General features: G+C 65.7%; 15 protein-coding genes. 3 read left to right on the forward strand and 12 right to left on the reverse strand.

Features of this window, described 5'->3' with window-relative positions; all coding sequences use genetic code 11:
- Positions 1-48: 48 nt before the first annotated feature.
- The 7 genes from ABIB73_RS32210 to ABIB73_RS32240 form a co-directional block, all read right to left on the reverse strand.
- Positions 49-960 carry a DMT family transporter gene (locus tag ABIB73_RS32210; protein ID WP_354230728.1) on the reverse strand — a complete coding sequence of 304 codons (912 nt, stop codon included), beginning with the start codon at positions 958-960 and terminating at the stop codon, positions 49-51.
- An 83-nt stretch (positions 961-1,043) separates the two neighbouring features.
- Positions 1,044-1,919 (reverse strand): DMT family transporter, encoded by an 876-nt coding sequence (locus ABIB73_RS32215; protein ID WP_354230730.1) that lies wholly within the window; start codon positions 1,917-1,919, stop codon positions 1,044-1,046.
- An 11-nt stretch (positions 1,920-1,930) separates the two neighbouring features.
- The gene (locus ABIB73_RS32220; protein ID WP_354230731.1) at positions 1,931-2,812 is read right to left on the reverse strand and encodes an NAD(P)-dependent oxidoreductase; all 882 of its coding nucleotides are present in this window, start codon (positions 2,810-2,812) and stop codon (positions 1,931-1,933) included.
- A gap of 2 nt (positions 2,813-2,814) precedes the next feature.
- Positions 2,815-3,946 (reverse strand): peptide chain release factor 2 gene (gene prfB, locus ABIB73_RS32225; protein WP_354230732.1). Its coding sequence is split into 2 segments (ribosomal slippage): positions 2,815-3,876 and positions 3,878-3,946, totalling 1,131 coding nucleotides; the frame shifts between segments, so codons are not numbered across the junction.
- Between the two features lie 109 nt (positions 3,947-4,055).
- A complete protein-coding gene (locus ABIB73_RS32230; RefSeq protein WP_354230733.1) occupies positions 4,056-6,557 on the reverse strand; it encodes a penicillin-binding protein 1A in 2,502 nt (833 codons plus the stop codon).
- 220 nt (positions 6,558-6,777) lie between these two features.
- Entirely contained in the window at positions 6,778-8,079 is a 1,302-nt protein-coding gene (locus ABIB73_RS32235; protein ID WP_354230734.1) for an N-acetylmuramoyl-L-alanine amidase, read from the reverse strand.
- A gap of 616 nt (positions 8,080-8,695) precedes the next feature.
- On the reverse strand, positions 8,696-9,616 hold the full coding sequence (locus tag ABIB73_RS32240) for a hypothetical protein (protein WP_354230735.1): 921 nt from the start codon (positions 9,614-9,616) through the stop codon (positions 8,696-8,698).
- Between ABIB73_RS32240 and ABIB73_RS32245 the strand changes: the two genes are divergently transcribed.
- Entirely contained in the window at positions 9,581-11,857 is a 2,277-nt protein-coding gene (locus tag ABIB73_RS32245) for an Rne/Rng family ribonuclease (protein ID WP_354230736.1), read from the forward strand. The genes ABIB73_RS32240 and ABIB73_RS32245 overlap by 36 nt on opposite strands.
- Before the next feature lie 65 nt (positions 11,858-11,922).
- Positions 11,923-13,155 (forward strand): NAD(P)/FAD-dependent oxidoreductase, encoded by a 1,233-nt coding sequence (locus ABIB73_RS32250; protein WP_354230738.1) that lies wholly within the window; start codon positions 11,923-11,925, stop codon positions 13,153-13,155.
- Here the strand turns inward: ABIB73_RS32250 and ABIB73_RS32255 are convergent.
- Together ABIB73_RS32255 and ABIB73_RS32260 are read right to left on the reverse strand one after the other, a co-directional pair.
- Complete coding sequence (locus ABIB73_RS32255) at positions 13,152-15,221, reverse strand: tetratricopeptide repeat protein (RefSeq protein ID WP_354230740.1); 2,070 nt, start codon at positions 15,219-15,221, stop codon at positions 13,152-13,154. The genes ABIB73_RS32250 and ABIB73_RS32255 overlap by 4 nt on opposite strands.
- 76 nt (positions 15,222-15,297) lie before the next feature.
- Positions 15,298-16,131 carry a helix-turn-helix transcriptional regulator gene (locus ABIB73_RS32260; RefSeq protein ID WP_354230742.1) on the reverse strand — a complete coding sequence of 278 codons (834 nt, stop codon included), beginning with the start codon at positions 16,129-16,131 and terminating at the stop codon, positions 15,298-15,300.
- A 114-nt stretch (positions 16,132-16,245) separates the two neighbouring features.
- Between ABIB73_RS32260 and ABIB73_RS32265 the strand changes: the two genes are divergently transcribed.
- The gene (locus ABIB73_RS32265) at positions 16,246-17,124 is read left to right on the forward strand and encodes an SDR family oxidoreductase (protein WP_354230744.1); all 879 of its coding nucleotides are present in this window, start codon (positions 16,246-16,248) and stop codon (positions 17,122-17,124) included.
- Between the two features lie 33 nt (positions 17,125-17,157).
- Here the strand turns inward: ABIB73_RS32265 and ABIB73_RS32270 are convergent, their stop codons facing one another.
- From ABIB73_RS32270 to ABIB73_RS32280, 3 genes are all read right to left on the reverse strand, one after another.
- Entirely contained in the window at positions 17,158-18,492 is a 1,335-nt protein-coding gene (locus tag ABIB73_RS32270; protein WP_354230746.1) for a dicarboxylate/amino acid:cation symporter, read from the reverse strand.
- Between the two features lie 83 nt (positions 18,493-18,575).
- Positions 18,576-19,127 carry a biotin transporter BioY gene (locus tag ABIB73_RS32275; RefSeq protein ID WP_354230793.1) on the reverse strand — a complete coding sequence of 184 codons (552 nt, stop codon included), beginning with the start codon at positions 19,125-19,127 and terminating at the stop codon, positions 18,576-18,578.
- Positions 19,128-19,217: 90 nt separating this feature from the next.
- Complete coding sequence (locus ABIB73_RS32280) at positions 19,218-20,405, reverse strand: pyridoxal phosphate-dependent aminotransferase (protein ID WP_354230748.1); 1,188 nt, start codon at positions 20,403-20,405, stop codon at positions 19,218-19,220.
- Positions 20,406-20,435: the final 30 nt, after the last annotated feature.

The raw sequence follows: 20,435 nt of genomic DNA on the forward strand, positions 1-20,435 counted from the left end.
CTGGCAAGCGGCAGGATTTTCCGCAACGTGAAACGCAAGGTCTGGAACTTACCCGACGCGCTGCAGCATCCTCGCAGCCCGCCCGTCGATCACGAGCAATGCGCTGCCAATGACGATTGCGCCTCCGATCTCACGCATGGAAATCGGCTCCCCCAGCACCAACCACCCCAGGAGGATAGCAGTCACGGGAATGAGCAGCGTCACCAGCATGACGTTGGTCGCGCCCGAACGCCGCAGGATCTGGAAGAAGACGATATAGGCGAGCGCGGTCGACAGGCCGGCGAGACCTAGCACCGCGAGCAAGGTTGTCAGACCCGGCATCGGCAGACGCCACGGCTGTTCCATCGCGCCGGCGACGATCGCCATCATCACCGTGGACGCCATCAGTTGAAACGTGGCGGTGCCAAGCGGCGGCGAATCCTTCAGCAGGCGCCGCGCCGCCAGCGCCGCAAGACCGTAGCTGAACGCGCCGCCGAGGCAGAGCAGAATGCCGATCTCCTGCCCGGTGCGCGACTCAACGCCCCAGCCCCTCAGGATGATCACCCCAACGAGCCCCAACGCCACGCCAGCCACGCGCCGCACCTGCAACGCCTCTTCCCTGGCCGCCGCCATCACCATCACCGTGAACAGCGGCGTGGTGGCATTCAGAATCGACGCCAGCCCGCTCGGAATGAAAGTCTGGCCGATCACGATCAGCGAGAATGGAATGACGTTGTTGAGCAGCCCGATCGCGACGAACGGCTTCCAGCCCGTCACGCCCTTGGGAAAGCTGATGCCCTGAATCCGGAGCAGCGGCAGGAGAATGGCCGCGCCGAGCGCGACGCGCAGGAACACGAGCGTGAGCGGCGGCAATTCCCGCAGCGCCGCGCCGTTGAAGAAGAACGATCCACCCCAGAGGACCGAGAGCACGGCGAGCAGCGACCAGTCTCGCGCATCGATCCGGTTGTCGTTCGGGGACATGGCGTCTCACATCAATGGCCGAGACCGCCGCCTATAACAGCACAACGGGCATTGCCACCCGATTTCCGGCCAGACGACATTGATCAGGACGGCGGGCGCGACCGGGCGTCCCCAGCGATATCGGCAACCACCGCCCCGATCACCAGGGCAGCGCCGATGAGGGCATGAACGGCCGGGATCTCCCGAAAGGCGACCCAGATCCAGAACGGCATCAGCGGCGTTTCCAGCGTCGCGATCAGGGAGGCCTGCCCTGAGGGCAGCAAGCGCGAGCCGAGCATGTAGAAGGTCAGGCCGAGCGCGACCTGAAGGCAGCCGAACATCGCGAGGATAGCGAGGTGGCTTCCGTCCACATGCATGATGTCGCGGGCGAACGGGAGGCTGACAAGACTTCCCAGGAAATTCGACAGCGCCGCCGCAGCGACCATCGACGTCTGCCGGTGGCGCCGAATGACAACCGTCATGGCCGAGATGGCGAGCACCATGAGGCAGCTCAGAGCAACGCCGCCGACATCGGCGCCGGCTTCGACGCCACCGACTGTGATCGCCACACCGGCGAAGGCGACAAGACTCGCGATCAGCGTGCGCCATGTCGCGGCCTCCCCAAGCCACAGCCACGCCAGTGCCGCCGCGACGAAGGGCTGCATGGCGATCAGCACGGCCACGTTCATCACCTTGGTCATCTGAAGCGCGGGGATGAAGGAGACCATGCCGAGCGTGGACAATGAGGCGACGAGCAAGCCGCCGCGTCCCGGCACCACCAGCTGCCGGAGAGCCGCGGGCCCCTGCATCAGGACGAGAATCACCGTGATGAGGCTGCCGCCGAACAGGCCGCGCCAGAACAGGATGGTCCAGGGATCGAACGGCAGCAGCCGCGTGAAGAACGGCGCCGTGCTCCAGGCAATCGCGGCGGCGATGACGAGGGCAATGCCGAGACCACGTTCTGAACGAGGCTGCCCCATGTCGATGCCGGCTAGGACGGCTTCTTCGGCCGCGACACCAGCTCGATCATCTTGCCTTCGTCGTCGTCAGGCATGGCGGCTGTTGCCCGTGCATAGGACTCGACCGCAGCGCGTGCGACCAGCGGTTTGTCCGCGAGCAGGCTCTCGGCAAGTATGACGGCATAGGCGGCGTCCTTGTGCCGGAGCGCCGCCGTGAACGTCGCGCCGCTGAAGTCGCGGGCAACCATGCGCTTGGAGTGACGCTGCACCTGGGGGCTTGCGGCCACGCCGGCCTGGATCGATTCCAGCACGAGGTTCATGTCGAGCCCGGCCTGCTCGGCGATCGCCAGCCCCTCGGCGAGGCCGGCGATCTGAATCGCGCCCATGAGATTGTTGATAAGCTTGTAGACCGTGCCGGAACCGACGGCGCCGAAATGGCGGATGGTCGAGCCGATCGGTTCGAGGAACGGCCGCGCGCGCTCGAGATCGGCCGCATCGGCGCCGGCCAGCAGCGTCAGCTTTCCGCTAGCTGCCGCATCCGGCAGTCCAGTGACCGGGCAGTCGATATAAATGAGCCCCCGCGCGTTGAGCTCGCGGCCCATCTCGCGCGCGTGGTCATAGGAGACGGTGGAGCATTCGATCGCGATGGTGCCGGCCTTCGCCGTCTTGGCCGCGCCCTTGGGCCCGAGCCAGACCGCCCGCGAAGCTTCGTCATCGGCGACCATGGTCACGACCGCGTCGGCATCGATGGCCGCATCCTCAGGCGAGGTCGCCCAATGTGCACCGCGCGCGATCAGGTCTTCCGCCTTGGCCTTGCTGCGATTCCAGAGCGTCACCGTGAAGCCGGCATCGAGATAGCGGCCGGCCATGCCGTGGCCCATCCGTCCAAGCCCGATGAAGGCGACGCGGGTCATGGCTAATCCACGTCCTCGATCTCACCGGTCACGGTGCCGAAGGCGCGCTGCGCCAGCGTCGCGGCCATGAAGTCGTCGAGCTCGCCGTTGAGCACGCCCGAAGTGTCCGAGGTCTGCACGCCCGTGCGCAGGTCCTTCACCATCTGGTAGGGTTGGAGCACGTAGGAGCGGATCTGGTGGCCCCAGCCGATGTCGGTCTTGGCGGCCTGGTCGGCGGCGGCCCTCTCCTCGCGCTTCTTCAGCTCGATCTGGTAAAGCCGCGCGCGCAACATATCCCACGCCTGCGCGCGGTTCTTGTGCTGGGAGCGGCCGGCCTGGCAGACCACCGCGACACCGGACGGAATATGCGTCAGCCGCACCGCAGATTCGGTCTTGTTGACGTGCTGGCCGCCGGCGCCGCCCGAGCGCATGGTGTCGACGCGGACGTCAGATTCCTTGATATCGATCTTGATGCTGTCGTCGATAACGGGAAACACGGCGACCGACGAGAACGAGGTGTGCCGGCGCGCATTGGAATCGTATGGCGAGATCCGCACCAGCCGGTGCACGCCGGCCTCCGTCTTCAGCCAGCCATAGGCGTTGTGGCCGGAGACCTGGATGGTCGCCGACTTGATGCCGGCCTCTTCACCGTCGGATTCTTCGAGCACTTCGACCTTGAAGCCGTGGGTTTCGGCCCAGCGCGAGTACATGCGGAGCAGCATCTGCGCCCAGTCCTGGCTCTCGGTACCGCCGGCGCCGGCGTGGACTTCGAGATAGGAATCGAAACGATCGGCTTCGCCCGACAGCAGCGCCTCGAGCTCGCGCCGCGCGACTTCCTTCTTGAGATTCTTCAACGCAATTTCAGCTTCGGCGACGACACCCGCATCGCCCTCGGCCTCGCCGAGCTCGATCATACCGATATCGTCTTCGAGCTGCTGCTCGACCTTGCCGATGCCAGACAGCGAATCCTCAAGCGAGGTCCGCTCTTGCATCAGCTTCTGGGCTTTCTGGGGATCGTTCCAGAGATTGGGATCTTCTGCGAGCTTGTTCAGCTCAGCGAGGCGCGCCGTCGATTTCTCGACGTCAAAGATGCCTCCTCAGCAGCCCGACTGACTGCTTGATCTCTTCTACCAACCGTTCGATTTCGGCGCGCATGTCGTTCTCTGCTCTCGCGGAATTGTTCCCGCGTCTGATTGCAACGCCGATGTAGCGGCGGCGGCTGCAAAGCGCAACCGCCCGCCTCGTCTGTCTGCGGCGTTATCCGCTAGTACAGCCCGCCGGTGCCCGGCCGCATGAAGAAGCCGGAATCCGGCTGCTGCTGCTGCGACGCCGGGATGCGCCCGTCGGCATCGGCAACGCCGATGACCGAGTAATTGTCCGGCGGCGCCGTGCCCGGCTTGAAGGCTTCGAGGATGGTTCCACCTGTCTCGCCGGGACCTGCGCGCATGCCGGTCTTGGCGACGACGCGGATCAGCTTGATGCCGGCCGGCACCTTGAAGGGAACAGCGGGCTTGTCGGCGAGCGCAAGCTTGAGGAAATCGCGCGCGATGGGGGCTGCCAGATGGCCGCCGGTCGCCGCGTTGCCTTTGCCAAGCGGACGCGGCTTGTCGTAGCCCATATAGATGGCGACCGCGACATCCGGCGAGAAGCCGACGAACCAGGCGTCCTTGGCCTCGTTGGTGGTACCGGTCTTGCCGGCGATCGGCTTGCCGACTTCCCTCACGACGGTCGCGGTACCGGCCTGGACCACGCCTTCCAACAGTTCGGTGATCTGATAGGCGGTCATGGAATCCAGCACCTGCTCGCGGCGGTCGATCAGCTGCGGCTCGGGCTGGTTCTTCCAGCCACCCGGCGCATCGCAGCCGCGGCATTCGCGCTGGTCATGCTTGAAGATGGTGTGGCCGTAGCGGTCCTGGATCCGGTCGATCAAGGTCGGCTTCACGCGGCGGCCGCCGTTGGCGAGCATCGAATAGGCCGTGACCATGCGCATCGCCGTGGTTTCGCCGGCGCCGAGCGCGTAGGAGAGATAGTTCGGCAGCTCGTCGTAGACGCCGAAGCGGCGCGCATATTCGCCAATCAAGGGCATGCCGATGTCCTGCGCGAGGCGCACGGTCACCGTGTTGAGCGACTGCCGCAGCGCGTTGCGCAGAGTCACGGGCCCCTGATATTTGTTCACCGAGAAGTTTTCAGGCCGCCAGACGCCTGCGCCCTGCCCCTGGTCGATTTCGATCGGCGCGTCGAGCACGACGGTCGAGGGCGTGTAGCCGTTGTCGAGCGCGGCCGAATAGACGATCGGCTTGAACGACGAACCCGGCTGCCGGTAGGCCTGGGTGGCGCGGTTGAACTGGCTCTGGTCGAACGAGAAGCCGCCGACCATGGCGAGCACGCGGCCGGTCCAGGGGTCCATCACCACCATTGCGCCCGACACTTCGGGGATCTGGCGCAGCCGGTACTGGCCCTCGACAGGCTGGCCGTCCTTGTAGAGCGGATCGGCATAGATCACGTCGCCGGGCTGGAGCACCTGCGACACCGCCGTCGCCGCCCTGCCCTTCGCAGGCCCCTGGGCCGCCTTCGCCCATTTGACGCCATCGAGCGTGATCAGGCCGGTCTCGCGCTGCTTGCTGACGGCGCCGCCGAGCTCGCGGCTCGGCTGGAAGCCGATGCGCGCCGACTGGTCACTTGTCTCCAGCACCACCGCCATGCGCCACGGCGAGATATCCGAGAGCGACTTGATCTCGGCGAGCTTCACGCCCCAGTCGCCCGATGTATCGAGCTTGCTGATGGCGCCGCGATAGCCCTGCTGCTCGTCATAGTTCACGAGGCCCGTGACCATGGTCTTGCGCGCCATGACCTGGATCTTCGGATCGAGCGTGGTGCGGACAGAGAGGCCGCCCTCATAGAGCTTCTTCTCGCCATAGCGCTCGAAAATGTCGCGGCGGACCTCCTCGGCGAAATATTCGCCGGCGAAGGTGTGGGCGCCGTTGGAACGGTTGGTGACGACCAGCGGCTCCTTGCGCGCCTTGTCAGCGTCGGCCTGTTTGACCCAGCCGTTCTCCTGGAGACGGTCGATCACGTAGTTGCGGCGCTCGATCGCGCGGTCGCGGTTACGCACCGGATGCAGGGTCGCCGGCATCTTCGGCAGCGCCGCGAGATAAGCCGCTTCCGCAACGGTAAGCTCGTTCACCGATTTGTCGAAATAGACCAGCGAGGCCGCCGCAATGCCGTAGGCGCCGAGGCCCAGATAGATCTCGTTGAGATAGAGCTCGAGGATCTTGTCCTTCGAATAGGTCTTCTCAATCCGCATCGCGAGCAAGGCTTCCTTGATCTTGCGGGCGAAGGAGACCTCGTTGGTCAGCAGGAAGTTCTTGGCGACCTGCTGGGTGATGGTCGAGGCGCCCTGCGGACGCCGGTTGGAGCCGTAATTCTGGATATAGACCAGGCCGGCGCGCGCCATGCCGGTGTAGTCGATGCCGCCATGCTCGTAGAAATTCTTGTCTTCAGCGGCGAGGAACGCGTTGATCACGAGCTTCGGCACCGCCTGGATCGGCAGATACAGCCGCCGCTCCTTGGCGTATTCACCGAGCAGCGAACCGTCGGTCGCGTGCACGCGGGTCATCACCGGCGGCTCGTAATCCTGAAGCTGAGAGTAATCGGGCAAGTCCTTGGAGAAATGCCAGATCAGGCCCGCCACGGCACCGACACCGACAAGGAACACCACCGTTCCCGCGGCGAACAGGAAGCCCATGAACCGCACAAGCAAGCGCATTATCTGTTTATCCGTTCAAACCCAGGATCAGCCCAAAGCGCCCAAAACGGGCGCCATCCTCACGTCGCGAATTCACCGGCCTACGCAATCACATCAATGCCGGACCTAAAGACGCTTGCCGAACGGGATTCCCGTCGATTCCGGAACCCCCTGCGTCGTTTTTTATAAAGCGAGCGCTGTGGCCAAACTAGGGCTTAACAGCGGGGCTTGCATTCCATTCTCAATTGCCCGACCCGGCCGTCGCCATCCGTTTGGCCAGGAACACGTCGATCGCCTGGGCCATCGAGCCCACGGCCCGCGACCGCCAGCCCTCGGAAACGAGGTGCTCGAGGTCGCCCTTGTTGGAGACATATCCGATCTCGACCAGCACCGACGGCACGTCCGGCGCTTTCAGAACCCGGAACCCGGCCGACTTCAGGGGATGCTTGTGCATCCGCACCGTCGTCTTCATTTCGCCCATCAGCAGATGCGCAAAACGGTTTGAAAAGGTGCGGGTCTCACGTTGGGTGAGATCAATCAGGATGTCGGCGACGTCGGTCGGTTCCTCCGCGAGGTTGAAGCCGGCGATCGCGTCGGCGCGGTTTTCCGCGTCCGCCAGCCGCTCGGCCTCGGCGTCGGAGGCCTTGTCCGACAGCGTGTAGATCGTGGCGCCCTGCGCATCGCCTTCTGCGCGCGGCAGCGCATCGGCATGGATCGAGACGAACAGCGCGGCCTTGAGGGTCCGGGCGACTTTTGTCCGGTCATTGAGGGGAATGAAGGTGTCGTCATCGCGCGTCATCACCACGCGATATTTGCTGGTCTTTTCCAGCCGCTCACGCAGCGCCAGGCCAAAGGCCAGCACCAGGTTCTTTTCGCTTTCGCCGCTCGACTGCGTGCCGTTGTCGATGCCGCCATGGCCGGGATCGATCACGACGACCGGACGGCCGTCAGCCGGCGCCCCTGGCTTCTGCTGCGCCGGCTCCGGCGCGACAACGGGAACAGTTGCCGGCGTCGCGGCGGCGATCGTCGGCCGCAGCTCGGGGCGGTTTTCGGGGGCGGGCGATTGCACGAAGGCAGCGCGATCGACTTCCTCAAGTTCGAGCACGAGCCGGGCCGGCTGGCCGTTGGCCGCCTCCAGCACGTAGGAATTGGCGATCTTGGCAGGTCCCGTCAGGTCAAACACGATTCGGGAACCGCCGGGCATCACGAGCCCATAGCGAAAGGCCTTGACCAGCCCCCGCCCGGCCCCGGTGTCCGGAGCCAGTTGAAAATTGACCTGGGGAACGTCGACCACCACCCGGTAGGGATCAGCAAGCGTCGCGGTGCGGAAGCTGATGGTCTGGTCGAGGTCGAGAATGAAGCGGGTCTGCTTGCCGTCGCCGGCCAGCCGGGCTGCCGAGGCGATCGGAAAATTCGCTACTGCAACAGAGGGTTGCGGCTGGCTTTCCGCAGCGCTCAGGCGCGAGGAATCGGCATATGGCAATGCTGCGGCGCAAAGCAGCGCACATCCCAGCAAAACCCGTTGATTTGTGCGGCTCGCCACCGATTCCGTGCCTCCGAGCAGCCTCTTTAACGCAATAGAACCACAGGGTTAATCAGTCCTTAATGACAGAGACGCGAAACTCGCTGACTGTGACCGGCGTGCGACGCTCCCTTGCACCGATGGCCCATTCCTCGTATGTACGACGTGCTGACGGCCAATAATTTCAGGTTGTGTCGCATTCAGCCTCCCGGTGCAGCGCCGGAACTCCCAAGGTTTGGGAATTCCAGCGTTTTTCCGTTCCCCTCTAAGACCAGCGCGGTGCGCGGCAGCGAGGTGGAGCGGGGCAAGCCCCGGCGGCAGACGGTCCCCGGCTACCACTCGCGTATCCGGGACAGTTTTGACAGCGACGTGGCCCGTTACCCGATCCCTTAATCCCAAGGGAGCGGTTTTTGATCCCAGGGCGAGCGCGCACGCGCCATGCCTGGCCAGCAGCAACTGATTAAGGGGCGGCTCCGCCGCCCGATGTTTCATACGGGCCGACGCTTGATGCGCCAGACTGTGCCGACGAATTCTGAAGGACCATTCGCGACGCTGCGGAGCGAAACTCCCGCGCGCCGCAATGGTCCTCCGGCTTCCGATTCGGCAAGGCGCGAGAGACGGCGTTTCGGCCTTCCCCTCACCCCCGAATCAGGTGGACCGTCGCGTCACCCGGCAGCGCACATCGCGCCCACGGTGAATCGCGCCCGCCGCCGCCAAGAGTTAAGACATGCCCAACAAGATGTTGATCGATGCCACCCACCCGGAAGAGACCCGGGTCGTCGTGGTCCGCGGCAACCGCGTCGAAGAGTTTGATTTCGAGACCGCGCAACGCAAGCAACTGCGCGGGAATATCTACCTCGCCAAGGTTACCCGGGTCGAACCGTCGCTCCAGGCCGCCTTCGTCGAATATGGCGGCAACCGCCACGGCTTCCTCGCCTTCAGCGAAATCCATCCCGACTACTACCAGATCCCGGTCGCCGACCGGCAGGCGCTGATCGAGGCCGAAGAACAGGCCCATCGCGAAGCCGAAGAAGAGAGCGAGAACCGCTCGCACGGCCGCCGTCGCTCGCGCCATCGCAACGCCCGCCGCCGCGGTCATGGCGAACGGGTCCGGAGCGACATCGTCGAGGGCACCGATTCCACGGCGCAGCCGGTCGAGAGCGAGGCGCTGCCGGGCGCTTCGCATGAAGGCGAGCATCTGCACGCCGATGCAGGGCATCACGACGAGCACGAAGGCCACGATCATCACGACCACGATCATGGCGAACATGATCACGACGATCACCATCATGCCCATGATGACGATCACCATCACGATCATGACGACCATGGTCATGACGGCGAGCACGATCATCACGACCATGATCATGCCGACGAGACGCCCGCGCCTGTCGCGGCAATCGGCGCCGAGCCCGTGGTCGCGGCCGAGACCTCTGCCGAGCCGCAGGAGGCCGTTGCTGCCGAAGCGCACGCCGAGGCTCTCGCTGCAGCCGTGACCGCCGCCGCTGAACCGGCCGATGCCGTGTACGCAGCCGGCGAGAGCACCGATGCTTCGCATCACGAATCCGAAGCGACAGCCGAGGACGACGACGAAGAAGATGACGAGGACGGCGAGGAAACCGAAGAGGAAGTCGTCGAATCCGTCGGCGGCGACGACGTACTCGAGGAAGTGCCGGAGCGCACCTTCCGTCCGCGCCGCCAGTACAAGATCCAGGAAGTCATCAAGCGCCGCCAGGTGATGCTGGTGCAGGTGGTCAAGGAAGAGCGCGGCAACAAGGGCGCGGCGCTGACGACCTATCTTTCGCTCGCCGGCCGCTACGCCGTCCTGATGCCGAACACCGCACGTGGCGGCGGCATCAGCCGCAAGATCACCAGCGCCCAGGATCGTTCTCGCCTCAAGGAGGTCGTGCAGGATCTCGACGTGCCCGAGGGCATGGGCATCATCCTGCGCACCGCGGGCGCTGCCCGCACCAAGCCCGAGATCAAGCGCGACTTCGAATACCTGATCCGGATGTGGGAGACGGTGCGCGACCTGACGCTGAAGTCGCAGGCCCCGACGCTGGTTTACGAGGAAGGCTCGCTGATCAAGCGCTCGCTGCGCGATCTCTACAACAAGGAGATCGACGAGATCTCGGTCGCCGGTGACCCCGGCTACCGCGAAGCGCGCGACTTCATGAAGATGCTGATGCCCGCCAATGTCAGCGCGGTGAAGCAGTATCGCGACGGCCAGCCGCTGTTCTCGCGGATGGGCGTCGAAAGCCAGCTGGATGCGATGTTCTCGCCGACCGTGCAACTACGCTCGGGCGGGTACATCGTGATCAACCAGACCGAAGCGCTGGTCTCGATCGACGTCAACTCCGGCCGATCGACGCGCGAGCACCATATCGAGGACACCGCGCTCAAGACCAATCTGGAAGCGGCCGAAGAGGTCGCCCGCCAGCTCCGCCTGCGCGACCTCGCCGGCCTGATCGTCATCGACTTCATCGACATGGACGAGAAGCGCAACAACCGCGCGGTCGAACGCAAGCTGTCCGACTGCCTGCGGCAGGATCGCGCGCGCATCCAGGTCGGCCGCATCTCGCATTTCGGCCTGCTCGAGATGTCGCGCCAGCGCATCCGGGCCAGCGTGCTGGAGAGCTCGACCGATCCCTGCCCGCATTGCGGCGGCACCGGCCACGTGCGCTCGGTGTCCTCGGTTGCGCTCCAGCTACTGCGCGGCCTCGAAGAGATCCTGATGAAGGGCGCGACCCACAATCTCGTGGTCCGCACCCGCACCGACGTCGCGCTCTACGTGCTGAATCACAAGCGCGGTCATCTGCGCGACCTCGAAAACGGCTTCAAGGTCACCCTGGCGGTCATCGCCGACCCGAGCGTCAGCGGACCGCAGGCTTACCTCATCGACCGCGGCGAGCAGGTGCATACGCTCGAAGCCGCCAAGGCGCTGCTTGCGGCGCAGGCGGCTGCGAGCCCGCCGCCGGTGGCCGAAGAAGCCTATGACGACGAGGAGTTCGATCCGGAGCTGGAATCCGAGGTCGAGACCGAGGAGACCGAGGGTCTCGCCGAGGAGCAGGCCTCAGGCGATGCCGCACCCGAGCAGGATGGCCAGCGCCGCAAGCGCCGCCGGCGTCGCCGCGGCCGTGGCGGCCAGCGCGACGGTGAAATTCGCGAGGACAGCGCGCCCACGCCTCCCGAGGCGGCTGCGGTCGCCGGCGAAGCCGAAGAGGATTCCGAGTCCGAGCAGGATGGCGACGAAGGCGAGAACCAGGCGGGTCAGACCCGTGGCGAGCAGGAGGGCGCCAGCGATCGTCGGCGCCGGCGTGGTCGCCGTGGTGGACGCCGTCGGCGCGGTGGTGGCGAGGAAGGTCTCGCCGGCTCCATCGGCGACGAGCTCACTACCAATGCGCCGCCGGAAGCGACAGATGCAGTTGCTGACTTTGATGGGTCCGGCGGCGAGGCTGCGCCCTCGATTGCGCATTCCGAAGACATCGATACTGTCGAGCCGCAGGTCGCTCAGCCTGAGCCACGCGCCGAGTTGCAAGCCGAAGCGCCGGCCCAGCCTCAGTCCGTTGTTGCAGAGGAAGAACCCGCCGACGACAAGGCCGGGCGACGCCGCTCCACGGTCCGGGAAAAGGTGAGCTTCCTGTCCAGCAGCCAGAGCGAGCCCGCAGCACCCGTTGCATCAGCGCCGGAGCCGGTTGCTCCACCAGCGCCCGAACCCGCACCGGAAGCGGCGGCCGAAACATCGACGGCACCGCGTCGCGCCGGCTGGTGGTCACGCCGGTTCGGCGGCGGCGAGTAAAACGGAAAACCAGATGAAACCGCCCGGCCAAGCCGGGCGGTTTTGATTTGGCGAGGTCATATCCGATGCAAAGCGCAATCGTTCTCGGCGGCGGCATGGTGGGCGTGGGCGCCGCGCTGCACCTTCAGCAGCGTGGCTGGTCGGTCACGCTGGTCGACCGCAAGGAGCCCGGCCGTGAGACCAGCTACGGCAATGCCGGAATGATCCAGGCGGAGGCCGTGCGGCCCTATCCAATGCCGCGCGACCTCGCCTCGCTCCTGAAGATTGCGACCGGCCGCACCAATGACGTGCGCTACAGCTTCTCGTCGCTGCACCGCCATGTCGAGCCCCTGCTCCGCTACTGGTGGCATTCGGCGCCGAAGCGGCACCGCGAAGCGATCGAGGCCTGGGCGCGGCTGATCGCCTATGCGACGCCCGAGCACGACGTCCTGATCCGCGAAGCCCATGCCGACAATCTGATCCGCCGCGCCGGCTATCGCGTGCTGCATCGCGACCCCGCTTCATTCGACCTCGCGATCCAGACGGCGGAGGAAGACCGGCGCGAATTCGGCGTGAATTTTCGCGCGCTCTCGGGCAGCGAGCTCACCAAGGCCGAACCGATCCTGCGCGACGACCTTCCCGGTGCGATCCATTGGCTCGACACCTGGACCGTGTCCGATCCCGGCGCCCTGGTCACAGCCTATGCCAATTTGTTCGAGCGCCTCGGCGGCACGATCGTGCTCGGCGATGCCCAGACCTTGCAGCAGGCCGCGACAGGATGGTCGGTCGATACCGACAATGGACGCATCGATGCTGCCGCGGCTGTCGTGACGCTCGGGCCGTGGTCGCCGGATCTGTTGCACAAGTTCGGCTATCGCATTCCGCTGGTGCGCAAGCGCGGCTACCACATGCATTACAGCGGAGGTTCTTCGCTCGACCTTCCGCTGGTCGACAAGGCCGGCGGCTACGCCATGGGACCGATGGCCAAAGGCATCCGCATCACCACCGGGGCGGAGCTGACGGGACCGGATGCGCTTGCGACGCCGGTGCAACTCGCGAGTGCCGAAGCCTCGGCGCGCGAACTGATCGACCTCGGCAAACGCGCCGAGCCCGAGCCATGGTTCGGCACCCGCCCCTGCACGCCCGACATGGTGCCGGTACTCGGCCCGGCCCCGCGCCACCCCGGCCTCTGGATGAATTTCGGCCACGGCCACCAGGGCTTTACGCTGGGCCCTGCGACCGGACGTCTGCTCGCGGAGATGATGAGCGGCGAGACGCCGTCGATCGACCCGACGCCGTACCGGCCGGAGCGGTTCTAGCCCTCGGCCTTCGCGACAAGGATCGCGAGCGCGGCCGACAGGCGCATCAACGGATCGTCCCATTCGCGCGGCCCGCGCTGGCGAAACAGCCGCATGGTCGGGTACCAGGGGCTGTCCTCGCGATCGCGCAGCCAGCGCCAGTCGAGCGCGTAAGGCGTGAGCATCCACACCGGACGACCGAGCGCGCCGGCGAGATGCGCGACTGACGTGTCGACGGCGATGACGAGATCGAGGGCTGCAACCGCTGCCGCCGTATCGTCGAAATCGCCGAGCGCAGGCGCAAGATCGATGATGTCGTCGTGAAGCGCAGCCAGCACCGGACCATCCTCGGGGCGCGGCTCCTTTTGCAGGCTGTAGAGCTGCACACCCGGCATGACGAGGCGCGGCAGCACTGCCTCGGCCGACAGCGAACGCTGCCGGTCGCCCTTGTGCTTGGGATTACCGGCCCAGACCACGCCGACCTTCAGCCGCGTCACGCGACCGAGCGCGGCACGCCAGCGCAGGAGTTTTTCGGGATCCGGATGCAGATACGGCACATCCGCGGGCAGATTATCGAGCGTGGTGCCAAATATGCGCGGCAGGCTCATCAACGGCAGTTGCAGGTCGAACGGCGGCAACGGCTCCGCCCGCGGGATCACGGTGACGCCGGGCAGCTGCATCAGCAGCGAGGCGAGCGCGGGTTGCACCTGCAAGATGATCTTGCCCCCTTTCGCCGTCACCATCGGCAGATAGCGCACGAAATGCAGGGCATCGCCGAGGCCGTATTCGGCGAACAGCAGAAGCGTGCGGCCTTCGAGCGGCTCGCCCTGCCATTCCGGCTCGCTGAGGATCGGATCGCCGTCCGACAGCGTCTTGCATTTGCGGCGCCACCGATACGCTTCGAACCCGTTGGCAAAATCACCGTTCATCAGCAGGAAGTGCGCGTGATTGTATTGCGCGAGCGGCTGCTCCGGATCAAGCGCGACCGCACAGCGTGAGACTGCGAGCGCCTCGTCGATCTCTCCGGCATTGCGTAGCGCGACCGCGAGATTGGCGTGGCCCTTGGCATAGGCGGGATCGGCCGCGACAGCGCAGCGGTGCGCCGCAACCGCGTCGTCGACGCGCTCCTGCTTCTCGAAGATAATGCCGAGATTGGTATGGGCCGGCGCATGATCCGATTTGAGCAGCAGCGCCTGCTTACAGGCCGCAATGGCGTCGTCGAACGCGCCAAGATCGGAGAGGCAGGCCCCGAGATTGGTGGCGATCATATGATCCGCCGGATCAAGCGCGAATGTTTGCCGGTAAATCGCGGCGGCCTCGTGCAGGTGGCGAGCCTCGTGCAGGACAAGGCCGAGCAGGCGCAGCGCCGCGACATTGTCGGGCACGAGCGCGATGGCGCGGCGGTACTGGACGATGGCGTCTTCGAGCAGTCCCTGGCGATAGAGCGCGGCACCGAGATTGCACAGCAGCCCCGGATTGGCCGGATCAGCGTCGAGGGCGCGACGGTAGGCGGCCACGGCCTCGGCGAGCCTGTTCTGGTCCACAAGGACGTTGCCGAGATTGAGCCAGACGCCGTGATGGGCCGGCTCCCGCGCAATCAAAGTGCGATAGGCCTCCTCCGCCTCGGCCAGCCGGCGCTGCTCCGCAAGCGCGACGGCAAGGTTGAAGCAGGCCCGTGTCAGCTGTGCGTCGAGCGCGATCGCGCGGCGATAGGCCGCCTCGGCCTCATCGAAGCGCGACAGTTCGCCCAGCGCCACGCCGAGCTTGTTGTGCAAGCCTGCATCGTCCGGCCGCCGGCGCAGTGCGCGCCGAAACGCGGCCACCGCGCCCTCATGCTCACCCTTCACGGCAAGCGCGTCGCCCAGCGTGACCAGCGCCGGCGCGTGGTCGGGATCGATGTCGAAAAGGCGGTTGAGCAGCGCGGCGCCGTCGGCGGCGCGGTCGGTGACGAAGGCGGCGACGGCGGCCAGATGCAGCGCCGGCACATGATCCGGCTCAAGTTTCAGCACCGCCGCGCAGAGCGCATCCGCCTGATCCGGCCGCCCGGCCGAAAAATGCTCCGCCGCCTCCAACACAATCGGATTCACCGCTGCATTGCCCACGATACCGCCCGCCCCTTCGACGTCCGAGATGCGGGTTAAACGGGCGAGGCCGCGAAATCCGTCAGTCCGAGTGCTCGGCCAATACGGCCTTGATGCGCGCGGCATCCGCAGGCGTCGCCGGATTGTAGACGACCATGCCGAGATCGGGCCGGCCATCGACGGCGAAAGCCGAATATTCGAACGAGATCGGGCCAAGCACGGGGTGGCGCAGATGCTTGACGCCCTCACCATAGGTGCGGACGTCGTTGTCGCGCCACAACCGCGAGAATTCGGGACTGAGACGGCACAGCTCGTCGACGAACTCGGCGACATGCGAGACCGCACCAGCGCGCGCCGCATCCGCCCGGAAGGCCGCGACCACGAAGCGGGCCACGCTCTCCCAATCATATTGCGCGGCGCGAACGCGCGGCTCGCAGAAGATCAGGCGCAGGATGTTGCGCCGTTCCGGCGGGAGCTTTGCATAGTCGGTCAGCACGATCGTTGCCGCGCGGTTCCAGGCGACGACGTCCCAGATCGCCGTCCTGATGATCGCCGGGCTGGTCTCGAGCGCGTCGAGCACGCGTTGAAGCCGCGGCGAAACACCTTCGCCCGCGTGGTAGCGGACCGCTGGCGGACGGCCGAGCCCGATCAAGAACAGATGCTCGCGCTCGACATCGGTCAGCATCAGCGCCCGCGCGATGCGGTCGAGCACGTCGGCCGACGGCGCCCCGCCGCGGCCTTGCTCCAGCCAAGTGTACCAGGTCGGGCTGATATTGGCGCGTTGCGCCACCTCCTCGCGACGGAGCCCTGGCGTGCGCCTGCGGCTGCCGGCAAAGCCGAACGCCGCCGCATCGAGCCGGATGCGGCGGTCCTTCAGATAAGTCCCAAGCAGGTTCTCGCTGGTGGTCTCGCTCATCCTGTTGGCTATTATACCCCGATAATCTCACTACTTTACCCGGATAATTCTAGCGTAGATGGTGCTCTCCACCAACCCTCGATCGATGCTTCGACCTATCCTTGGAGATTGCTCATGCGTGTTTTCGTCACTGGTGCCACCGGCTTCGTCGGCTCCGCCGTCGTTCGGGACCTGATCGCAGCCGGCCACAGTGTACTCGGCCTCGCTCGCTCCGACGCGGGTGCCGCAGCGCTCGCTGCGATGGAGGCCGGGGTCCATCGCGGATCGCTTGAGGATCATGCCTCCTTGCGCAGCGGCGCGGCCGCATCGGACGGCGTGCTGCACCTCGGCTTCAACCACGACTTCTCGAAATTCCTGGACAATTGCGAGCTCGACCGCCGCGCCATCCTCGCGCTCGGCGGCGCGCTGGAAGGCTCCGACCGTCCGCTGATCGTCACCTCCGGCGTCGCGCTGCTGGCGCCCGGGCGGCTCGCGACCGAAGATGACGCGTCCGCGCAACGCTTTCCGCGTGTGTCGGAAACAACGGCGCTGTCATTGGCTGGCGTCCGCGCCGCCGCGGTGCGGCTGCCGCCATCCACACATGGCGAGGGCGATCACGGCTTCGTCCCGATCCTCATCAACCTCGCACGCCAGAAGGGCGTGTCGGCCTATGTCGGCGACGGCAGCAATCGCTGGCCGGCCGCGCACCGCGTCGATGCCGCGCGCGTCTATCGGCTTGCGCTCGAGCAAGGCGCAACAGCACGGCACTATCATGCGATCGCCGAGGAAGGTGTGCCATTCAAGATGATTGCGGAGGTGATCGGCCGAAGGCTCGGCGTACCCGTCGTCTCGAAATCGCCGGAGGAAGCGGCTGAGCATTTCGGCTGGTTCGCACAATTCGCCGGCGTCGACGTGCCGACGTCGAGTGCGAAGACGCGCGCTTTGCTCGGCTGGGAGCCCAAAGAGAAAGGGCTGATCGAGGATATCGACCAGCCCTATTACTTCAAGGTCTGACGGCGCAGCGCGCCGCCGGATGCAGCTCGCAGATCAGTCCGTCGTGACGGCAGTTTCCATGTCCGTCGGATCGATCTGCTGGCTCAGCCGCGCCATCAGCTTGTCGCGATCGAGCTCGCCTTCCCACCAGGCGACGATCACGCAGGCCACGCCGTTGCCGCAGAGATTGGTCAGCGCGCGGCATTCGCTCATGAACTTGTCAATACCGAGCACGATCGCCATGCCTGGTACGAGCCGTGGATCGACCACGGCCAGCGTTGCGGCCAGCGTGATGAAGCCCGCACCGGTGATGCCGGAAGCGCCCTTCGAGGTCAGCATCGCCACGACCAGGATCGTGAGCTGCTGGGCGAAGGTCAGATCGTAGCCGAGCGCCTGTGCGATGAACAAGGTCGCCAGCGTCATGTAGATGTTGGTGCCGTCGAGATTGAACGAATAGCCCGTGGGCACCACGAGACCGACCACCGATTTGGAGCAGCCGAGCCGTTCCAGCTTCTCCATCAAGGACGGCAGCGCGCTCTCCGACGACGAGGTGCCGAGCACGATCAGGAGTTCGTCCTTGATATAGGTCAGGAAGCGGAAGATCGAGAAGCCGGCGATCCGCGCGATGATGCCGAGCACCACGAGGACGAACAGCGCCGCGGTGAAATAGAACGTCGCGATCAGCCCGATCAAATTGAGGATCGCGCCGGTGCCGAACTTGCCGATGGTGAAGGCCATCGCACCGAACGCGCCGAGCGGCGCCGCGCGCATCACGATCGAGATGACGCCGAACACCGCATGCGCGGCATCGTCGATGAAGTTGCGGATCACATAGCCGCGCTCGCCGAGCCCCATGATGGCGAAGCCGAACAGCACCGAGAACAGCAGCACCTGGAGGATCTCGCCTTGCGCGAAGGCGCCGACCACGGTGTCGGGAATGATGTGCAGGATGAAGTCGACGGACTTTTGCGCTTCCGCCTGCTTGGCGAAGCCGGCGACGGCCTGCGCATTGGCCGCGGCGCTGCCAAAACCTGCACCCGGCTTAAGGACGTTGCCGACGATGAGGCCGATGATCAGCGCGAAGGTGGACACGATCTCGAAATAGACCAGCGCCTTGACGCCGATGCGCCCGACCTTCTTGGCGTCCTGGATGTGGGCGATGCCGGACACGACGGTGCAGAAGATGATCGGCGCGATCACCATCTTGATCAGCTTGATGAAGCCGTCGCCGAGCGCCTTGATCCAGTCGTTGGTGGCAACCGACGGCCACAGCCAGCCGACGATGGCGCCGAGTACGATGGCAATCAGCACCTGCACATAGAGAATCTTGTACCACGGCTTGGCGGCGCTCGGTGCGACCGGCGCCTCCGCCATCGTTGTCGTTGTCATTGGTTCATTCCCCCCTGAAAAGCCGGGCCAGCCAAGATCAACTTGGCCGGCCCTGTCAATTGGAACTGGTTGGATTTAGGCGCTTACCGGCGGCGATCGATGATCCGGCGCGCCGCCGGCATCAGTGTCGCACCCAGCGCATTCTTGACCAGCGATGCCGCGATGAACGGCAGCACGCCGACCTGCCAGGCCTTGGCGACGCCGAAGCCGAAGGCCAGCCAGCCGAAGCCGGCGGCGAAAATGACGACGTGGCCGACGGCCATCGCCGCGAACAGCAGGACCACACTGCGATCCCAGCCCCGCTCGGCCAGCCAGCCGGTCACGAAAGCTGCGGCAACGAAGCCGAACAGATAGCCGGCGGTCGGGCCGACCAGCGGCGCAAGTCCGCCGACCGGGCCGGCGAACACCGGCAACCCCATCGCGCCCTCGGCGAGGTAGGCGATCATGGTTGCGCTGCCAAGGCGCCAGCCATAGGCCGCGCCGATCATCAGCACGACCAGCGACTGCAAGGTCATGGGCACATAAGGCAGCGGCAGGCTGACCTTGGCGGACAGCGTCATCAGCGCGGTGCCGAGCGCAACCAGTACGAATGCGCGCAGTGCACCGACGGTTTCGCCCGGTCGGGCGGGCCACAACAATGCGGCGAGAGGAAAATGCGGCGCGACGTTGGACTGGACGGTTCGGTCAGACAAGATGCACTCCAAAGGCTGTTCGAAAACTCGCGGCTATTTAAGCCAGTGAGCGATCCGGTCAACTGCCTCGCGCATCTCCGCAGCCGACCGCGCATAGGAGAATCGTATGAACGAGCGGCCATGAACAGGATCGAAATCGAGGCCCGGGGTCGCCGCAACGCGCGCCTGTTCCAGCATCTGCTTGGCGAAGTCGAAACTGTCGGAGGTGAAATCCGAGACGTCGGCATAGAGGTAGAAGGCGCCGTCCGCAGGCAGGAACCGGGTCAGCCCGGCCTTGGGCAATCCCTCGATCAGAATACGGCGGTTTTCCTGATAGCCGTGCTTGATCTCTTCCATCTCGGCCGCGCCGTCGAAGGCGGCTTCGGCTGCGATCTGCGATAGCGACGGCACCGAGATCGAGAGGTTCTGCTGGAGCCGTTCGATCGGGCGAACCAGGATGTCGGGCACCACCATCCAGCCGACGCGCCAGCCCGTCATGCAAAAATACTTCGAGAACGAGTTGATCACGACTGCGTGCTCGGACAGCGCCGCCGCTGTCACCGCCGGAAATGCGTAGTCGAGCCCGTGATAAATCTCGTCCGAGATGAAACGGATCCCCGCGTCTTCCGCCGCCGCGATCAGGCCCGCCAAAGCCTCCCTCGACATCATCGTCCCCGTCGGATTGGCCGGGCTGCCGACCAGCACGCCCTTCAGCGGCGCCTTACGATGGGCGGCGAGCAAGGCCTCACCGGTCAGCGCTTGGCGCGTCTCGTTCGTGGTCTCGATCAGCACCGGCTCGCAGCCGAGCGCGGTAAGGATGTGGCGGTAAGGCGGATAGCCCGGCACCGTCACCGCGACGCGGTCGCCGGGCTCGAACATCGACAGGAAGGCCAAGATGAAGCCGCCGGAGGAGCCCGTGGTCACCACGATCCGCTCGGGACTGACGGTGCAGCCATAGGCATCGCGATAGTGTCGCGCGATGCGCTCGCGCAGACTGGGGATGCCGAGCGCGGACGTATAATCGATCCGCCCCGCCTCGAGCGCCACGTGAGCAGCCGCAATCGCGGTCTTCGGCGCGCCAGCCGCGGGCTGGCCGACCTCCATGTGGATGACATGGCCGCCGGCCGCCTCAATCCGGGCCGCCGCGGCCATCACGTCCATCACCATGAACGGGGGAACATCGCTGCGGCGGGACGGCTCGAGCCACTGCCCCACCCGGTTCCTCAATGTCGCATCGTGCATCGATTTCTGCTATTTCGCTGGCGGACCGGT

The sequence above is a fragment of the Bradyrhizobium sp. F1.4.3 genome, assembly GCF_040548375.1.
Taxonomy (GTDB): Bacteria; Pseudomonadota; Alphaproteobacteria; order Rhizobiales; family Xanthobacteraceae; genus Bradyrhizobium.

Bases quoted from the DNA above. Each gene is read 5' to 3' on its own strand.
- ABIB73_RS32210 (WP_354230728.1), bottom strand. From the start codon at position 960: ATGTCCCCGAACGACAACCGGATCGATGCGCGAGACTGGTCGCTGCTC.
- ABIB73_RS32270 (WP_354230746.1), bottom strand. From the start codon at position 18,492: ATGACAACGACAACGATGGCGGAGGCGCCGGTCGCACCGAGCGCCGCC.
- ABIB73_RS32230 (WP_354230733.1), bottom strand. From the start codon at position 6,557: ATGCGCTTGCTTGTGCGGTTCATGGGCTTCCTGTTCGCCGCGGGAACG.
- ABIB73_RS32215 (WP_354230730.1), bottom strand. From the start codon at position 1,919: ATGGGGCAGCCTCGTTCAGAACGTGGTCTCGGCATTGCCCTCGTCATC.
- ABIB73_RS32240 (WP_354230735.1), bottom strand. From the start codon at position 9,616: ATGCGAAGCATCGGTGCTCTCGCCGGCTGCGTACACGGCATCGGCCGG.
- ABIB73_RS32250 (WP_354230738.1), top strand. From the start codon at position 11,923: ATGCAAAGCGCAATCGTTCTCGGCGGCGGCATGGTGGGCGTGGGCGCC.
- ABIB73_RS32260 (WP_354230742.1), bottom strand. From the start codon at position 16,131: ATGAGCGAGACCACCAGCGAGAACCTGCTTGGGACTTATCTGAAGGAC.
- ABIB73_RS32280 (WP_354230748.1), bottom strand. From the start codon at position 20,405: ATGCACGATGCGACATTGAGGAACCGGGTGGGGCAGTGGCTCGAGCCG.
- ABIB73_RS32220 (WP_354230731.1), bottom strand. From the start codon at position 2,812: ATGACCCGCGTCGCCTTCATCGGGCTTGGACGGATGGGCCACGGCATG.
- ABIB73_RS32265 (WP_354230744.1), top strand. From the start codon at position 16,246: ATGCGTGTTTTCGTCACTGGTGCCACCGGCTTCGTCGGCTCCGCCGTC.